Annotated in this window: 16 protein-coding genes; 10 read left to right on the forward strand and 6 right to left on the reverse strand. The window is 73.2% G+C overall.

Features of this window, described 5'->3' with window-relative positions:
* Positions 1 to 93 precede the first annotated feature (93 nt).
* The 3 genes from I4I82_RS19355 (at position 94) to I4I82_RS19365 (ending at position 2,942) form a co-directional block, all read left to right on the forward strand.
* The gene (locus I4I82_RS19355; protein WP_218592539.1) at positions 94 to 1,299 is read left to right on the forward strand and encodes an acyl-CoA dehydrogenase family protein; all 1,206 of its coding nucleotides are present in this window, start codon (positions 94 to 96) and stop codon (positions 1,297 to 1,299) included.
* A 269-nt stretch (positions 1,300 to 1,568) separates the two neighbouring features.
* On the forward strand, positions 1,569 to 2,093 hold the full coding sequence (locus I4I82_RS19360; RefSeq protein WP_218592540.1) for a YflT domain-containing protein: 525 nt from the start codon (positions 1,569 to 1,571) through the stop codon (positions 2,091 to 2,093).
* A 60-nt stretch (positions 2,094 to 2,153) separates the two neighbouring features.
* Entirely contained in the window at positions 2,154 to 2,942 is a 789-nt protein-coding gene (locus I4I82_RS19365) for a class I SAM-dependent methyltransferase (RefSeq protein ID WP_218595920.1), read from the forward strand.
* 159 nt (positions 2,943 to 3,101) lie between these two features.
* Here I4I82_RS19365 and I4I82_RS19370 read toward each other — a convergent pair whose 3' ends face one another.
* On the reverse strand, positions 3,102 to 4,067 hold the full coding sequence (locus I4I82_RS19370) for a Rieske (2Fe-2S) protein (RefSeq protein WP_218596503.1): 966 nt from the start codon (positions 4,065 to 4,067) through the stop codon (positions 3,102 to 3,104).
* Positions 4,068 to 4,166: 99 nt separating this feature from the next.
* Positions 4,167 to 5,234: a magnesium and cobalt transport protein CorA gene (locus I4I82_RS19375; protein ID WP_372451531.1), complete on the reverse strand. Its 1,068-nt coding sequence runs from the start codon at positions 5,232 to 5,234 to the stop codon at positions 4,167 to 4,169.
* A gap of 243 nt (positions 5,235 to 5,477) precedes the next feature.
* On the opposite strand from I4I82_RS19375, the gene I4I82_RS19380 reads away from it, so the two are divergent.
* Together I4I82_RS19380 and I4I82_RS19385 are read left to right on the forward strand one after the other, a co-directional pair.
* On the forward strand, positions 5,478 to 5,987 hold the full coding sequence (locus I4I82_RS19380; protein ID WP_372481219.1) for a MaoC family dehydratase: 510 nt from the start codon (positions 5,478 to 5,480) through the stop codon (positions 5,985 to 5,987).
* Positions 5,988 to 6,049: 62 nt separating this feature from the next.
* Positions 6,050 to 6,943 carry an IS982 family transposase gene (locus I4I82_RS19385; RefSeq protein WP_218595225.1) on the forward strand — a complete coding sequence of 298 codons (894 nt, stop codon included), beginning with the start codon at positions 6,050 to 6,052 and terminating at the stop codon, positions 6,941 to 6,943.
* Between the two features lie 33 nt (positions 6,944 to 6,976).
* On the opposite strand, the gene I4I82_RS19390 is transcribed toward I4I82_RS19385, so the two are convergent.
* Positions 6,977 to 7,342 carry an NUDIX hydrolase gene (locus I4I82_RS19390; protein ID WP_308112804.1) on the reverse strand — a complete coding sequence of 122 codons (366 nt, stop codon included), beginning with the start codon at positions 7,340 to 7,342 and terminating at the stop codon, positions 6,977 to 6,979.
* A gap of 136 nt (positions 7,343 to 7,478) precedes the next feature.
* On the opposite strand from I4I82_RS19390, the gene I4I82_RS19395 reads away from it, so the two are divergent.
* From I4I82_RS19395 to I4I82_RS19415, 5 genes are read left to right on the forward strand one after another with little or no spacing between them, the layout of a single operon-like run.
* Positions 7,479 to 7,637, forward strand: a complete 159-nt coding sequence (locus I4I82_RS19395) for a hypothetical protein (protein ID WP_218589609.1) — start codon at positions 7,479 to 7,481, stop codon at positions 7,635 to 7,637.
* A 3-nt stretch (positions 7,638 to 7,640) separates the two neighbouring features.
* Positions 7,641 to 8,207, forward strand: a complete 567-nt coding sequence (locus I4I82_RS19400; protein ID WP_218589608.1) for a PH domain-containing protein — start codon at positions 7,641 to 7,643, stop codon at positions 8,205 to 8,207.
* A 34-nt stretch (positions 8,208 to 8,241) separates the two neighbouring features.
* Entirely contained in the window at positions 8,242 to 9,135 is an 894-nt protein-coding gene (locus tag I4I82_RS19405) for a PHP domain-containing protein (RefSeq protein WP_218589607.1), read from the forward strand.
* Between the two features lie 17 nt (positions 9,136 to 9,152).
* Positions 9,153 to 9,977 (forward strand): RecB family exonuclease, encoded by an 825-nt coding sequence (locus I4I82_RS19410; protein WP_218589606.1) that lies wholly within the window; start codon positions 9,153 to 9,155, stop codon positions 9,975 to 9,977.
* Positions 9,974 to 10,252, forward strand: a complete 279-nt coding sequence (locus I4I82_RS19415) for a hypothetical protein (protein WP_218589605.1) — start codon at positions 9,974 to 9,976, stop codon at positions 10,250 to 10,252. Before I4I82_RS19410 ends, I4I82_RS19415 begins: the two co-directional genes overlap by 4 nt.
* On the opposite strand, the gene I4I82_RS19420 is transcribed toward I4I82_RS19415, so the two are convergent.
* From I4I82_RS19420 to I4I82_RS19430, 3 genes are read right to left on the reverse strand one after another with little or no spacing between them, the layout of a single operon-like run.
* Entirely contained in the window at positions 10,215 to 11,042 is an 828-nt protein-coding gene (locus tag I4I82_RS19420; protein ID WP_218589604.1) for an oxygenase MpaB family protein, read from the reverse strand. The genes I4I82_RS19415 and I4I82_RS19420 overlap by 38 nt on opposite strands.
* Positions 11,043 to 11,082: 40 nt before the next feature.
* Positions 11,083 to 12,348, reverse strand: coding sequence for an Rv3212 family protein (locus tag I4I82_RS19425; RefSeq protein WP_218589603.1), 1,266 nt, complete (start codon positions 12,346 to 12,348; stop codon positions 11,083 to 11,085).
* 32 nt (positions 12,349 to 12,380) lie between these two features.
* Positions 12,381 to 14,093 carry a DEAD/DEAH box helicase gene (locus tag I4I82_RS19430; protein ID WP_226370143.1) on the reverse strand — a complete coding sequence of 571 codons (1,713 nt, stop codon included), beginning with the start codon at positions 14,091 to 14,093 and terminating at the stop codon, positions 12,381 to 12,383.
* Positions 14,094 to 14,549: the final 456 nt, after the last annotated feature.

The raw sequence follows: 14,549 nt of genomic DNA on the forward strand, positions 1-14,549 counted from the left end.
GATCCCGGCGGCCGCACGGGATACTTACCAGCCAGTACCCAGCGCCGGGACCTTCCCCTCCCGGCGGCCGTGACGTCAGCCAGGAGGCACCCCATGGCCCGGCTCGCCCAGACCGCCGGTCTCACCGAGATCCAGCAGGAGATCCTGTCCACGGTCAAGACGTTCGTGGACAAGGAGATCATCCCGCACGCCACCGCCCTGGAGCACGCCGACGCGTACCCGCAGGACATCGTCGACGGGATGAAGGAGATGGGCCTGTTCGGGCTCACCATCCCCGAGGAGTTCGGCGGGCTCGGCGAGTCGCTGCTGACCTACGCGCTGGTCGTCGAGCAGATCGCCCGCGGCTGGATGAGCGTCTCCGGCGTGATCAACACCCACTTCATCGTGGCGCACATGATCACCCACCACGGCACGCCGGAGCAGAAGGCGAAGTACCTCCCCGCGATGGCGCTGGGGGAGACCCGCGGCTCGTTCTCGATGTCGGAGCCCGACCTCGGCTCGGACGTCGCGGCGATCAAGACCAGGGCCGTGCAGGACGGCTCGGGCGATGACGGGGACTTCGTCATCGACGGCGCGAAGATGTGGCTGACCAACGGCGGCACCTCCACGCTGACCGCGGTGCTGGTCAAGACCGACGAGGGGCAGCCCAAGCCCTACCAGAACCTCACCTGCTTCCTGGTGGAGAAGCCGGTCGGCTACGGCGAGGTCGCACCCGGTCTGATCATCCCGGGCAAGATCGACAAGATGGGCTACAAGGGCGTCGACACCACCGAGATGGTGTTCAAGGGCCACCGCGTGCCCGCCGACCGGATCCTGGGCGGCAAGCGCGGCGGCGGCTTCGCGCAGATGATGGACGGCGTCGAGGTCGGCCGCGTCAACGTCGCGGCCCGCGCGTGCGGCATCTCGATCCGCGCGTTCGAGCTGGCCGTCTCCTACGCCCAGCAGCGCTCCACCTTCGGCAAGCCGATCGCCGAGCACCAGGCCATCGCGTTCAAGCTCGCGGAGATGGCCACCAAGGTCGAGGCCGCGCACCTGATGATGGTCAACGCCGCGCGCCTGAAGGACTCCGGCGAGCGGTTCGACGTCGAGTCGGGCATGGCCAAGCTGATCGCCAGCGAGTACTGCGCCGAGGTCACCCAGGAGTCGTTCCGCATCCACGGCGGCTACGGCTACTCCAAGGAGTACGAGATCGAGCGCCTCATGCGCGAGGCCCCGTTCCTGCTCATCGGCGAGGGCACGTCGGAGATCCAGAAGACGATCATAAGCCGCGGGCTGCTGAAGGAGTACAAGCTGCGCTGAGCCACCTCACGTCGTCGTTGCGCGGGAACGCGCGGGCGGCGAGGCGCATCCGCCGCCCGCTTCCCTTGCAGTGCCGGCACAGGTCGAAGGCGCTGGTGGAGAACACCGGTGGTCTTCGGCTTGTCGTGAGGGGCGCGCCGCCGTTCGCCGAGCCGTACGAAACCGGACAGTGCAGACGGGTGTGAGACCCGCCGCCCTCCGGCACTACGGTGCAGGTCGACGCGTTGGCATGATGTGGACATGTCCCCGTCCGCACTGAGGAGGCCCCCGTGAGCACACCGTTCGGCGGGCCCGCGCGCACCGCGCCCGGCCTGCCCAACCTGCCGACCCCGCCCACCGGCTGGCCGGTCGGCTCCTATGCCACCTACGAGGAGGCGCAGCGCGCCGTCGACCACCTGGCCGACTCCGACTTCCCGGTCCGCGACGTCACGATCGTCGGGGTCGACCTGATGCTCGTCGAGCGCGTGATCGGCCGGCTGACCTGGGGCCGCGTGCTCATGTCGGGCGCCGCGTCCGGTGCGTGGTTCGGTCTGTTCGTCGGCCTGCTGCTCAGCCTGTTCAGCGGCAACGAGGGCGGTGGGTTCGGCCCGATCCTGGTCGGCCTGGCCAGCGGCATCGTGTTCGGTCTCGTCTTCGCCGCGGTCGGCTACGGCGCCACGCGCGGCCGGCGCGACTTCACCTCGGCGAGCCAGATGGTCGCCGGGCGCTACGACGTGCTGTGCCAGCCGCGCAACGCGGAGAAGGCGCGCGAGCTGTTGGCCAAGCTCGCGATGGGTCCCACGCAGACGACATGAGCGTGGGGGCGGGCATCCCCGACGGGTGCCCGCCCGCCGCGTGCGGGAGGATCCGGTCTCGTGAGTCCCCAGCAGCCCGGCCGCATCGACGCAGGCAACGTGTCGCGGTCGTTCGACGTGCACGCGCGCACCTACGACAAGCTCGTCGGCGCCAACCCCGGCTACCACGAGCACCTGCGCCTGTCCGCGAAGCGGATGGGGCTGCCCGGCGGCGGGGCCGGTCTGCGCCTGCTCGACCTCGGCTGCGGCACCGGCGCGTCCACCGCCGCGCTGCTCGAGGTCGCGCCGCAGGCCGAGATCACCGCCGTCGACGCCTCGGTGGAGATGCTGGCGCAGGCCCGGCGCAAGACCTGGCCGTCGACGGTGCGGTTCGTGCACGGCAACGCCGAGGAGCTCGACCCGGCCAAGTTCGCCGGCCCCTACGACGGCATCCTCGCCGCGTACCTGCTGCGCAACCTCACCGACCGCAACGCCGCCCTGCGCCGCTACCGCGGGATGCTCAAGCCCGGCGCCCCGCTCGCGGTGCACGAGTACTCGGTGGCCGACTCGCCCCGCAGCCGCGCGGTGTGGACCGCGGTCTGCTGGAGCGTCATCATCCCGATGGGCCGTATCCGCACCGGCTCCGCCGACCTGTACCGCTACCTGTGGCGCAGCGTGCTCGACTTCGACGGCGTCGACGCCTTCACCGGCCGCATGACGGCCGTGGGGTTCGAGGACGTGCGGGTCCAGACGATGCCCGGCTGGCAGCAGCACATCGTGCACACGTTCCTGGGTCGCAGCCCCGGCGTGCCGCTGGGCGCCGACCCCGACGCCCCCACCCCGCCCGAGGGCCTGGACCTGACGAAGTAGGACGGCCGCGCCCGCCCCGCCCCGCCCCGCCCTCTCGTGACAGTGGAGTGGCTTTACTGGCGCCCAGTGGCAGTAAAGCCACTCCACTGTCACCCGGTGCGGGCTGCTGGGAGCTGTTGGGGGTGCCGAGGGTGGGTGCGCAGCCGAGTGGGGGCGCGGTCAGGTGGTGCGCAGGGCGTAGCGGCGCTCGGCGTAGTCGAGGTCGTCGCGCCACAGCCGCTTGGCCGCCACCGCGATCATCGGCCGCAGGGCCGCCGCGACCTTGCGGGAGTGCTCGAAGCCGGGGCGGTCGGAGTGCGCGACGACGGCCTCGATCACCGCGGTGCGGGGGAGGCCGTCGAGGCCGGGGCGCAGGGGCGGCGCATGGGTCTCCACGACGCTGCCCGTGCCCTCGCCGTCGACGATCTCCATCGTGATCGTGCGGGGATCGGGGCAGGTGAACGCGGCCTTCACCGGCACGCCGAGGCGCCGGCCCAGGGTGAAGGTGACCTCGACGAGGAACCGGTCCTCGGCCTCGGTGCACTCCATCGGCGGCGCCGACACCACGCGCAGGTTGGCGAACGAGTACGGGTGGAACCACGCCCCGTGCCACGGGTCGAGCCGGTTGGCCAGCACGTCCTCGGGCTCGCAGCGGCCCACCACGGTGGCGACGGCGGGCAGGCTGCGCCCCGGGTCGGGGCGCGGGCCCAGGATCGGCGCGTCGGTGACGACCTCGTCCGCGGCCTCCAGCCGCACCCAGGCGAGCACGCCGTCGTCGTGGGCGGGGAACGTGCGCCAGCCCGGCCGGCCCTCCGGTCCGAGCGCGAGCCCGTGCCAGCGGCAGACGACCCGGCCCTCGTGCACGGGGGTGTCGCAGAGCGCGGCGCCCAGGTGCGGGCAGGCGCCCGGCCCGGCGTGCAGGGTGCCGGCGTCGTCGCGCCAGAGCACGACCTCGCGCCCGCCGACGACCCGCCCGTACGTCGTCCCCCGGGTGACCTCGCGGCTCGCGGCGACGACGAACCAGCCACCGGAGGGCCGCGCCTGGGCCCGCGCGAGGGCGGCCCGGATGATCCCCGGCTTGGCGTCGGCCCAGGTGGGGACCTGCTCGGCCCAGGCCGGGCGGCTCAGCAGCCGCAGTGGGTTCATCTGCCGGTCGTTCACCCTGCACAGGCTAGGACGGTCGTCCCGCGACGGCGCGCCGACCCGTCCCGCGTCACACGGCTGGTGACGCTGGGCGACCGCGCGCTACAGCCAGTGGTTGCGGCGGAACTGCCGGAACAGGTACGCGCAGATCGCGACGATCGTCAGCAGCACCGCCGGGTAGCCGATCGGGGACTGCAGCTCGGGCATGTACTCGAAGTTCATCCCGTAGATGCCGGCGATCATCGTGGGGACGGTGATGAGCGCGGCGTACGAAGTGATCTTCCGCATGTCGTTGTTCTGCTGCATGGTGATCTTCGCCAGCGAGGCGTCGACGAGGGTGGTCAGGAGCTCGTTGAAGCCCGCGACCCGCTCCACGACGGTGACGAGGTGGTCGTCGACGTCGCGGAAGTAGGAGCGCACGTCGTGCGGGATCAGCGCGCTGTAGCCCTCGGTCAGCTTGCGCAGCGGCGTGGCCAGCGGCACGACGGCGCGCCGCAGCTCCAGCACCTCGCGCTTCATGACGTAGATCTGCTCGGCGTCCATGGGGGACCGGGGCGTGAAGACCTCGGCCTCCATCTCGTCGATGTCGTTCTCGATGGCCGCGGTGACGTCGAGGTAGGAGTCGACGACGTGGTCGGCGATGGAGTGCAGGACCGCCGAGGGCCCGAGGCAGAGCTGCTCGGGGTCGGCCTCCAGCTTGCGGCGGACGTCGCGCAGGCCGGAGTGGTTGCCGTGCCGGACCGTGACGATGAAGTCGTGCCCCAGGAACGCCATGACCTCGCCGGTCTCGACGATCTCGTTGGCCGTGGTGGGCTCGGCGTGCCCGACGTAGCAGACGGTCTTGAGGACCATGAACAGCATGTCGTCGTAGCGCTCGACCTTGGGGCGCTGGTGCGCGTGCACCGCGTCCTCGACGGCGAGCTCGTGCAGGCCGAACACGTCGGCGATGCCGGTGATCTGGTCCTCGTCGGGCTCGTGCAGCCCGATCCAGACGAAGCCCTCCTCGCGGCGGCGCACCTCGGCGAGGGCGCCGTCGTGGGTCCAGCGCCCGGGCAGGCGCTCGCCGTCGACGTACACGGCGCAGTCGACGACGTAGGCGGAGACCGGGACGCGCAGCTTGGGCAGCAGCGGCTCGGAGACGCGCGTGGTGATGCGCGAGGCCGCACGGATGGCGGGGCGGATCGAGGACAGCGGCGGCACGGGGTACCTCCTGCGGGGTTCGGAACGCACGGGAATCGCGCCCCGAACCGGGAGGGGGCCCCTAGCGGGCCGGTCGGTCGGGAGCGCGGCGACTACTGCATCCGGGTGCCGTCGGCACCGCGCTCACCTCCTGACGTGTGTCGATCACGACCCGCACGGCTGCGGGCCGTTGACTAGATTACTCCTCCAGGCAGTTCATCGGCTGAGGAGGCGTTGACGTTGCAGTTCGGGCGGTACTACGAGGAGTTCGAGGTCGGTGCGGTCTACAAGCACTGGCCCGGGAAGACGGTCACCGAGTACGACGACCACCTGTTCTGCCTCATCACGATGAACCACCACCCGCTGCACCTCGACGCGCACTTCGCCGAGGAGACCACCGAGTTCGGCAAGAACGTGGTGGTGGGCAACTACATCTACTCGCTGCTGCTCGGGATGAGCGTCCCGGACGTGTCGGGCAAGGCGATCGCCAACCTCGAGGTGGAGTCGCTCAAGCACACGAAGCCGACGTTCCACGGCGACACCATCTACGGCGAGACCGAGGTGCTGGACAAGACCGAGTCGAAGTCGAAGGACGACCGCGGCGTCGTGTACGTCGAGACCCGGGGCTACAAGCAGGACGGCACCGTCGTGTGCACGTTCCGGCGCAAGGTGATGATCCCCAAGAAGTCCTACGGCGACGCCCGCGGCGGCGAGCAGGCGGGCCGCCCGGTCCCGCAGGTCTAGACGAGTAAGTCCTAACGGCGTGGCACCCACGAAGGTGGACGGAGGGTGTTGAAGGTCAGTGTGTGACGACCAACCTCAACACCCTCCTGACCGCACTTTACGTCAAGATCGATGACTATCTCGGGCGCCGCACCCGCACCGGGAGACCACCGAAACTCTCCGACGCCGAACTGCTCACCCTCGCCGTCGCCCAGGTCCTGCTCGGCGTGCGGTCCGAGGCCCGGTGGCTGCGGTTCGTGCCCACACACCTGCCCGGCGCGTTCCCCTACCTGCCCGGCCAGTCGGGCTACAACAAGCGTCTACGCGCGGCGTTGCCCCTGATCAAACAGCTGATCCGGGTACTGGCCACCGACACCGATCTATGGGCCGACCCGGTCTGGGTCGTGGACTCCACCCCGGTCGAGTGCGCCCGTTCCCGCCCCACGGTCAAGCGCTCCAACCTCGCCGGCTGGGCCGGCTACAGCTACTGCGCCTCGCACTCACGGTTCTTCTGGGGACTGCGCCTGCACCTGATCGCCACCCCGTCCGGGCTGCCTATCACCTGGGCCCTGGCCGACCCCAAGATCGACGAACGCCAGGTGCTCATTGCCGCACTGGACCACGACCACACTCTGACCGCCGACCGGCCCGGACTCACCATCATCGCCGACAAGGGCTACGTGTCCCGCGAACTCGACACCTACCTCGCCGAACGCGGTATTGCACTACTGCGACCGTCCTACCGCAACCGCACCCCGCATCCAGCCGAGCATCTGCTCAAACCCGTCCGCCAACTCGTCGAATCGATCTTCGACACCCTCAAAGGACAGCTCGACCTGGAACTACATGGCGGACGCACCATCGACGGGGTCGGCGCCCGGATCGGACAACGCCTCCTCGCCCTGACCGCCGCGATCTGGCACAACCGGGCCACCGGCCAACCGATCACCCGCTCCCTGACCGCCTACGACCACTGATCGCATTCGGACTTACTCGTCTAGGTCGCGCTCCTACTCCGGCAGCGCCCCCCACGTCGCGAGCGTCTCCACGAGCCCGTCGACGAGGGGGAGCGCGGCGAGGTCGGCGGCGGCGCACCACCGGGCGTCGAGTGCGTCGTCCCCGGCGCGCAGCGTCCCGCCGACGACCGCGCAGGCGTAGTCGGCGATCGTGTACGGCCCCCGCTCCACTCGCCCGATCAGGCGACCCGGCCGTACGTCCAACCCGGTCTCCTCGCGCATCTCCCTGATCACGGCGGCCGCGTCGTCCTCCCCGGCCTCGACGCGCCCGCCCGGCACGGACCACCGCCCGCGACCAGGATCATTGGCCCGCAGGACGAGCAGCAGGCGCCCGGAGGCGTCGTAGGCGAGGCCTCCCACGCACGGAGTCGTTTCGTCACACCGGGTCACAGATCGGCACCGTATCGGCCCGCGTGCCGGATACCCTGTACCCCGTGGGTGCTGTAAGAATCAGGACGGAAGCGGTTTCCATCCTCGTCTCGGAACGGTGGTACGGGTGAACGTCAGGAAGATCGTCGGGCTGCTCGCGATCGCGTTGCTGATCTTCTTCGTGATCACCCAGCCGGGCAGCGCCGCCAACTCCGTGCAGAACATCGGCGGCATCCTCTCGAACGCGGCCAACTCGATCGTCACGTTCTTCACCGAGCTCGTGTAGGCGATGCTCGCCCCCCGGGAGATCGACGAGTACCTGCTCCCGACGGAGCGGCGGGTCATCCGCGTGCGCCAGCACTGGGCGGTGATGATCCGGCACCTCACCGAGACCGCGCTGTTCCTGCTGCTGCTGGTGATCGTCCAGCTGTGGATCGAGCCCAACACCACCGACGTGTCGCCGTCGTTCGGCTCCGTGATCGCCGACAACGTCACGTTCTACCTCGGGCTCGTCGCCGTCCTGCGGTTCACGGTGCTGACGATCCTGTGGTGGATCGAGCGCATCGTGATCACCGACAAGCGCGTGATGCTGGCCGAGGGCATCATCGTGCACAACGTCAAGATGATGCCGCTGAGCAAGGTCACCGACCTGACGTTCCAGCGCACGCTGGGCGGACGGATGTTCGGTTACGGCACGATGATCGTCGAGTCGGCGGGCCAGATCCAGGCGCTCAACCGCATCGACTACATGCCGCGCCCCGAGGAGATCTACGAGGCGCTCTCCGAGCTGGTGTTCGGGGAGAAGGGCAAGACGCGTGCCACGGGCATGCTCGCGCGGCCGCGCTGGCGCAAGTGACCGCGGGCAAGTGACCGCGGGATAGCCTCGCGGCGTGGCCAGCCCCCCGCGGATCGACCTGCACACCCACTCCACCGCCTCGGACGGCACCGACGCGCCCGCGGAGCTGGTGGCCACGGCCGCCGCCGCGGGCGTCGACGTCCTGGCGATCACCGACCACGACACGACGGGCGGCTGGGCCGAGGCCGTCGCCGCGCTCCCGTCCGGGATGCGGCTCGTGCGCGGTGCCGAGTTCTCCTGCGTCAGCCCCACCGGCCGCCCGGACACGCCCGAGGACCCGGACGAGGTCGCGGTGCACCTGCTCGGGTACCTGTTCGACCCGGAGCACCCGGCGATCGCGGAGGAGCAGCAGCGGCTGCGCGAGGCGCGCCACCACCGGCTCGTCGGCATGATCGGGAAGATGGCCGACGCCGGCTACCCCGTCGACGTCGACACGGTCTTCGCCTACCTGCCCGACGGCGCGAGCGCCGGGCGCCCCCACCTCGCCCGCGCGCTGGTGGCCGCGGGCGTGGTCGAGAGCGTGAACGAGGCCTTCGCGAAGCTCCTCTACACGGGCAGCCCGTTCTACGTCCCGAAGCAGGACACCCCGGTGGAGACCGCGGTCGAGATGATCCGGGCCGCCGGGGGAGCGGCGGTGTTCGCGCACCCGCTGGCGCGCAAGCGCGGCCGCGTCATCGAGCCGTCGGTGCTGGTGGACCTGGCCGCGAAGGGCCTCGCCGGCGTCGAGGTCGACCACCCCGACCACGGCCCCGACGACCGCGACCTGCTGCGCGACCTGGCGGGCCGCCACGGCCTGCTCACCACGGGGTCGAGCGACTACCACGGCACCAACAAGACCACCCCGATCGCGGCCGAGACTACGGCCGCCGCCGCCCTCGACGCGCTCGTCGAGCGGGCCGCGGGCGGGATCGAGGTCGTCACCGGCTGACCACTACCGTGGGTCGGGTGACCGGTCAGCTGGGCTTCGACTTCGTCGCGCCCCGGCTCGTGAAGGTGACGCCCTCGCGGCTGGGCACCTGGCGCGACTGCCCCCGCCGCTATCGCCTGGGCTACCTCGACCGCACCTCCCGCGGCGGGGCGTGGGCGTCGGCCACCCTCGGCGCCGTGGTGCACCTGGCCCTGCGCGCCTACTACGCGCTGCCGCCCGCGCGCCGCACGCCCGACGCCGCGGCGGCGCTCGTCGACCGCAACTGGAACGGCGAGGGCTTCCGCGACGCGGCGCAGCAGCGCGAGCACCGGGAGCGCGCCCGCGGCTGGGTCGCGGCGTACGTCGCCGAGCGGGCCGGGGACGAGCCGCTCGGCGTCGAGCAGTGGGTGTCGGTGTCGACCGAGCGCATCGTGGCGGAGGGCCGGGTCGACCGCATCGACGCGCGCGGGCGCGAGGCCGTGGTCGTCGACTACAAGACCGGCCGGCGCCCCCTCACCGACGACGACGCGCGCACCTCCGAGGCCCTCGCGCTCTACGCCGTCGCGACGGCCCGGACGCTGCGCCGCCCGTGCAGCCGCGTGGAGCTGCACCACCTGCCCACCGGAGAGGTGCACGCCCACGAGCACGACGACGCCTCGCTCATCGCGGCCGTGCGGCGGGCCGAGGCGACGGCGGGGGAGCTGGCCGCGGCCACCGACGCGCTGGCCGACGGCGGCGACCGGGAGGCGTTGTTCCCGCCCGTCGTCTCGCCGAGCTGCGGCACCTGCGAGGTGCGCCGCCACTGCCCCGAGGGGCGCGCCGCGGTGCCCGAGCCCGCGCCGTGGGACGGACTCGCACCGTGAGGACGGCCGCCGTGCTGCGGGGGCTCTCCGGCGTGCTCGCGGGCGGGCTCGTCGTGCTGGCGCTGGCGCTGGGCGTCGCCTGGGTGGTGGCGACGCGCACCGGCTCACCCGGTCCGGCGCCGGCGTTCCTCGCCTGGCACGTCGTGGCCGCGGTGGTGGCCGTGGTGGCGCAGGTGCGGGCCGACCGCGCCGCGGACGGCGGTCACGGGGCAGGCGCAGCGCTGGCCGTCGTGGGCGTCAGCGCGGTGGTCCTGGCTGCCCTGTGGCTCGCCTGACGCCGAGGAACGCAGCCCGCAGCGCACCCAGCGACGCCGTGGTGACCAGGCCCGAGCCGGGCGGGCGTGGCACGCCGTAGAGCTGCTTGGCCCACGGCGGCAGCAGGCCGATCGCGACGGCGGCGACGGTAGTCCAGGCCGGACGGGCCAGAGCGACGGACGCGGCCATCTCGCCCAGCGACCCCACCGGCACCGGCAGCGGCAGCCGCCGCGGGATCGGCGCGAACGCCAGCCGGCGGGCGGCGCGGCGCGCCACGGGGCTCGCGACGAGCTCGGGGCGGACCGCGGCGAAGTACGCGTCGACCTCGGTGCGGGAGGCGGGCAGGTCGACCGCGCCCAGCAGCGCGCCCGCGCGCACCTGCTCGGCGAGGAAGCGGTCCTCCTCCGCGGCGTCGATGAGGCCCAGGCGCCGCACGGCCGCGGAGAACGAGCTGACCTCGGTGACGTGCACCCAGCGCAGCAGGTCGGGGTCGTCGGCGGAGTAGGCGCGGCCGGTCACCGGGTCGGTGCCGCGGACGTGGCGGTGGATGCCGCGGACGCGGGCGGCGGCGCGGTCGGCCGTGGCGGTGTCGGCGAACGCGAGCGTCGTGACGTACTCGGCGGTGCGCTGCAGGCGCGGCCAGAAGTCGTCGGGGAACGAGGAGTGCTGGTCGATGCCCGCCATCGCGCGCGGGTGCAGGGCCTGCAGGAACAGCGCGCTGAACCCGCCGATGAGGGCGGCCGGGTCGCCGATCACGCGGCGGGTCGCGCTGCCGGGCGGGAAGTAGCCGACGTCGGTCGCGGTGCTCACCCGTCCGAGCGTAGGAGTCCCGGGTCGATCCCGCGCGCCGCTAGGGAGCCGGGACCAGCGCGGTGACGGTGGCGCCGCGCTGCTCCAGCAGCACGTCGCCGTCGACGGCGAGGCTCACGGGCGCGTCCGGGTCGGGGCGGTCGACGGGCAGCAGGCGCCCGGGGCGGCCGCGGTCGGCGTCGACGACCCGCAGGCCGCCGGGCACCGGCACCAGCAGCTCGACGCCGTAGCGGACGGGCGGGCCGAGCGCGTCGGGCAGCGTCCAGAGCAGGGCGAGCTGGGCGACGTCGAGCGCGACGACCGACGTGCCGGTGAACCAGTAGCGGTGGGCGTCGTCGGCGGAGGTGGGGGCGACGCCGCCGGGCGGGTCGGCGACGACCGCGTCGACCTCGCTCACCGACACCTGCGCGCCCGACGCGTCGAACACGGCGAGCCGCGACGGGTCGGGCAGCGCGAGGGCCACCTGCTCCTCCGAGACGGCGACGACGACGGCACCGGCGCCGGTCAGCGGCACCGAGAACCGCTCCTCGGGCTTCTCGGCGCCGTCCTCGCCGTCGGAGGCGAGCACGGTGAGGCGGTCGGCGGACTCACCGGGGCAGCGCTCGACGACCGCGACCCGGCGCCCGCCCAGCGCGACCGAGCCGTAGGTGCAGCCGGGGCGGGGCTGGCGGCCCACCTGCTCCTGCGCGGGGACCTCGCCGTACTCGAGGGTCCGGACCAGGTCGGAGCGCCAGACCTCGAGGTGGTCGGTGCCGGTCGCCAGCACGTAGGTGTCGTCGGCGAGCAGCCGCGTGCCGGGCCGGGCGTCCGGGTTGCGGGCGCCGACCCGCTCACCGGTGTCGCCGCGCAGCATCGTGACCTCGGAGCAGTAGGCGCCGTCGCCGCTGCCGGCGTCCGCCGGGTCCCCGTTGGCGTAGACGGCCAGTGCGCGGCCCTGCTCGACGCCCGGGAACCCGGCGCCGACGGTGCACAGCGGCAGGTCGCGGGCGTAGCGCCAGCGCTCCTCGCCGGTGCGGGCGTCGCGCCCGGTGACCGTCGACCCCTCGGCGGTGACGACGGCCGGACCGGCCACGACGGGTACGGGCGTGCCGGGGCTCGGGGCCTCCCAGGCCGGCACGAAGCCGGTCGGGGCGCCGGATGCGGGGGAGGGGGCCCCGATCGGCGCGGTGGCCGGGACCGAGGTGGTGCCCGCGACGTCGCTGGTGGCGGCGACCGTGACGGTCAGCGCCACCAGCAGCACCACGATGAGGCCCGCGGCGACCAGGTCGCCGCGGCGGCGCCGCTCGGACGGCTGCGTGCGCAGCATCGAGCGGCGCCCCTCTCCTGCGGTGCCGTGCGTCAGCTCGCGGCCGCGTCCTCGGAGCCGCCGTCGACGGAACCGGCGTCGGCGGAGCCCTCGGACCCGCCGCTGCGACCGCGGCCGCCGCGACGGCGACGGCGGCGCGGACGCCCGTCGGCCGAGTCGGAGCGCGGGCCGGACTCGGGGCCCGACTCGGGTCCGGACCCGGGCGCCGCATCCGGGGACGCCTGCGGGGCGTCGACCGGCGTGGTGGTGGTCGCCGGCGCGGTGGTGGCCGGGGCGGACGTGGCCGGGGCGGACGCGGCCGGGGCCTCGCCCCCCTCGAGCGTCATGCCGGCGCGGCTGCGGGTGCGCGACCGCGAGCGGCGCGGCTTGCGCTCGGGCAGGACCGTCTCCTCGGCGGCCCGCGGGCCGACCTTGTCGCGACCGCGGTCGCGGCGGCGGCCGCCGCCCTGGTCGCCCTCGGTGTCGACGTACTCGGCCTCCAGCCCGGCCCGGGTGCGCTGCGAGTGCGGCAGGCGGCCCTTCGCGGTGGTGGGGATCGAGAGGTCGGTGAACAGGTGCGGCGAGGTGGAGTACGTCTCCGGCGCCTCGGGCTTGTCGAGGCCCAGGTCGTCGCTGATCGTCTTCCACTTGTGCAGCTCGTCCCAGTCCACCAGCGTGACCGCGACGCCCGTCTTGCCGGCGCGGCCGGTGCGGCCGATCCGGTGGACGTAGGTCTTGGAGTCCTCGGGGCACTGGTAGTTGATGACGTGCGTGACGTCGGAGACGTCGATGCCGCGGGCGGCGACGTCGGTGGCGACCAGCACGTCGACCTTGCCGGAGCGGAACGCGCGCAGCGCCTGCTCGCGGGCGCCCTGGCCCAGGTCGCCGTGCACGGCGGCGGCGGCGAACCCGCGGTCGGCGAGGTCGTCGGCCACGCGCTGCACGGTGCGCTTGGTGCGGGCGAAGATCATCGTGAGGCCGCGGCCCTCGGCCTGCAGCACGCGCGTGAGCAGCTCGACCTTGTCCATGGCGTGCGCGCGGTAGACGTGCTGCGTGGTGTTCTCGTGCGTCGAGCCCGAGTCGGGCTCCTCGGCGCGGATGTGCGTGGGCCGGTTCAGGAACTGGCGGCTCAGCGCGATGATCGGGCCGGGCATCGTGGCGGAGAACAGCATCGTGTGGCGCTGCTCGGGGAGCATGCGCAGGATGCGCTCGACGTCGGGCAGGAAGCCCAGGTCGAGCATCTCGTCGGCCTCGTCGAGGACGAGGGCCTTGACGCGGCCGAGCACGAGGTGGCGCTGCTCGGCGAGGTCGAGCAGGCGCCCGGGGGTGCCCACGACGACGTCGACGCCCTTGCGGAGCGCGGCGAGCTGGGGCTCGTAGGCGCGCCCGCCGTAGATGGCGGTGACGCGGATGCCGAGGTGCTTGCCGGCGTCGGCGAGGTCCTGCGCCACCTGCACGCACAACTCGCGGGTGGGGACGACGACGAGCGCCTGCGGGACGTCGCGGCTGCGGTCGGCGGCCTCGCCCTCGAGGGTGGCGGCGGGCTGCTCGGCCGGAGGCGTGACGCGCTGCAGCAGCGGGACGCCGAAGCCCAGCGTCTTGCCCATGCCGGTGCGGGCCTGGCCGATGACGTCCTCGCCGGCCAGGGCCAGCGGGAGCGTCAGCTCCTGGATCGCGAACGTGTGGACGATGCCGGCCTCGGAGAGGGCCTGCACGATCTCGGGTCGGACGCCGAGGGCGGCGAACGTGGGGGAATCGGGCTTCACGGGGGCGGCGCCGGTGAGCGGGTGCGCCTTCGCGGCGTCCTCGGGGGCGGCGCCGATGGGGGTGGTAGCGGTCTCGACGGACAGGGTGATCGCCTCTCTCCGCGCACAGGAGCCGGGGCCGGCTCGTCGACCACCGGCGCGCGCACCGTCGTGGGAGAGCCGACGAGGCGCTGCACGCACCAGGTCGTTGCGGCCTGACCGTCGTCGGATGCGGGCCGCGGGTAGGCGCGCACCCCGTACGGGTGCTGCGCTAGGTCGCATCCTACCCGCCGGAGAGGTGACGGGGGAGTCCGGCGTGCCGCGACGTGTCGTGACGTGCGCCGCCCCGGACGGGTGGCGCGGCATCTAGGCTCCCGGTCACGGGCGTTCCTACCGGCTCGGCCGGGGGTGCGGAGCGGCGGCCGGGACGAGCGTGACGGCGAGGGCGCGACGGCGATGAGCGGGGCAGGGCGAATG

Origin of the sequence: Pseudonocardia oceani, from assembly GCF_019263585.2 — a bacterium.
GTDB lineage: Bacteria > Actinomycetota > Actinomycetes > Mycobacteriales > Pseudonocardiaceae > Pseudonocardia > Pseudonocardia oceani.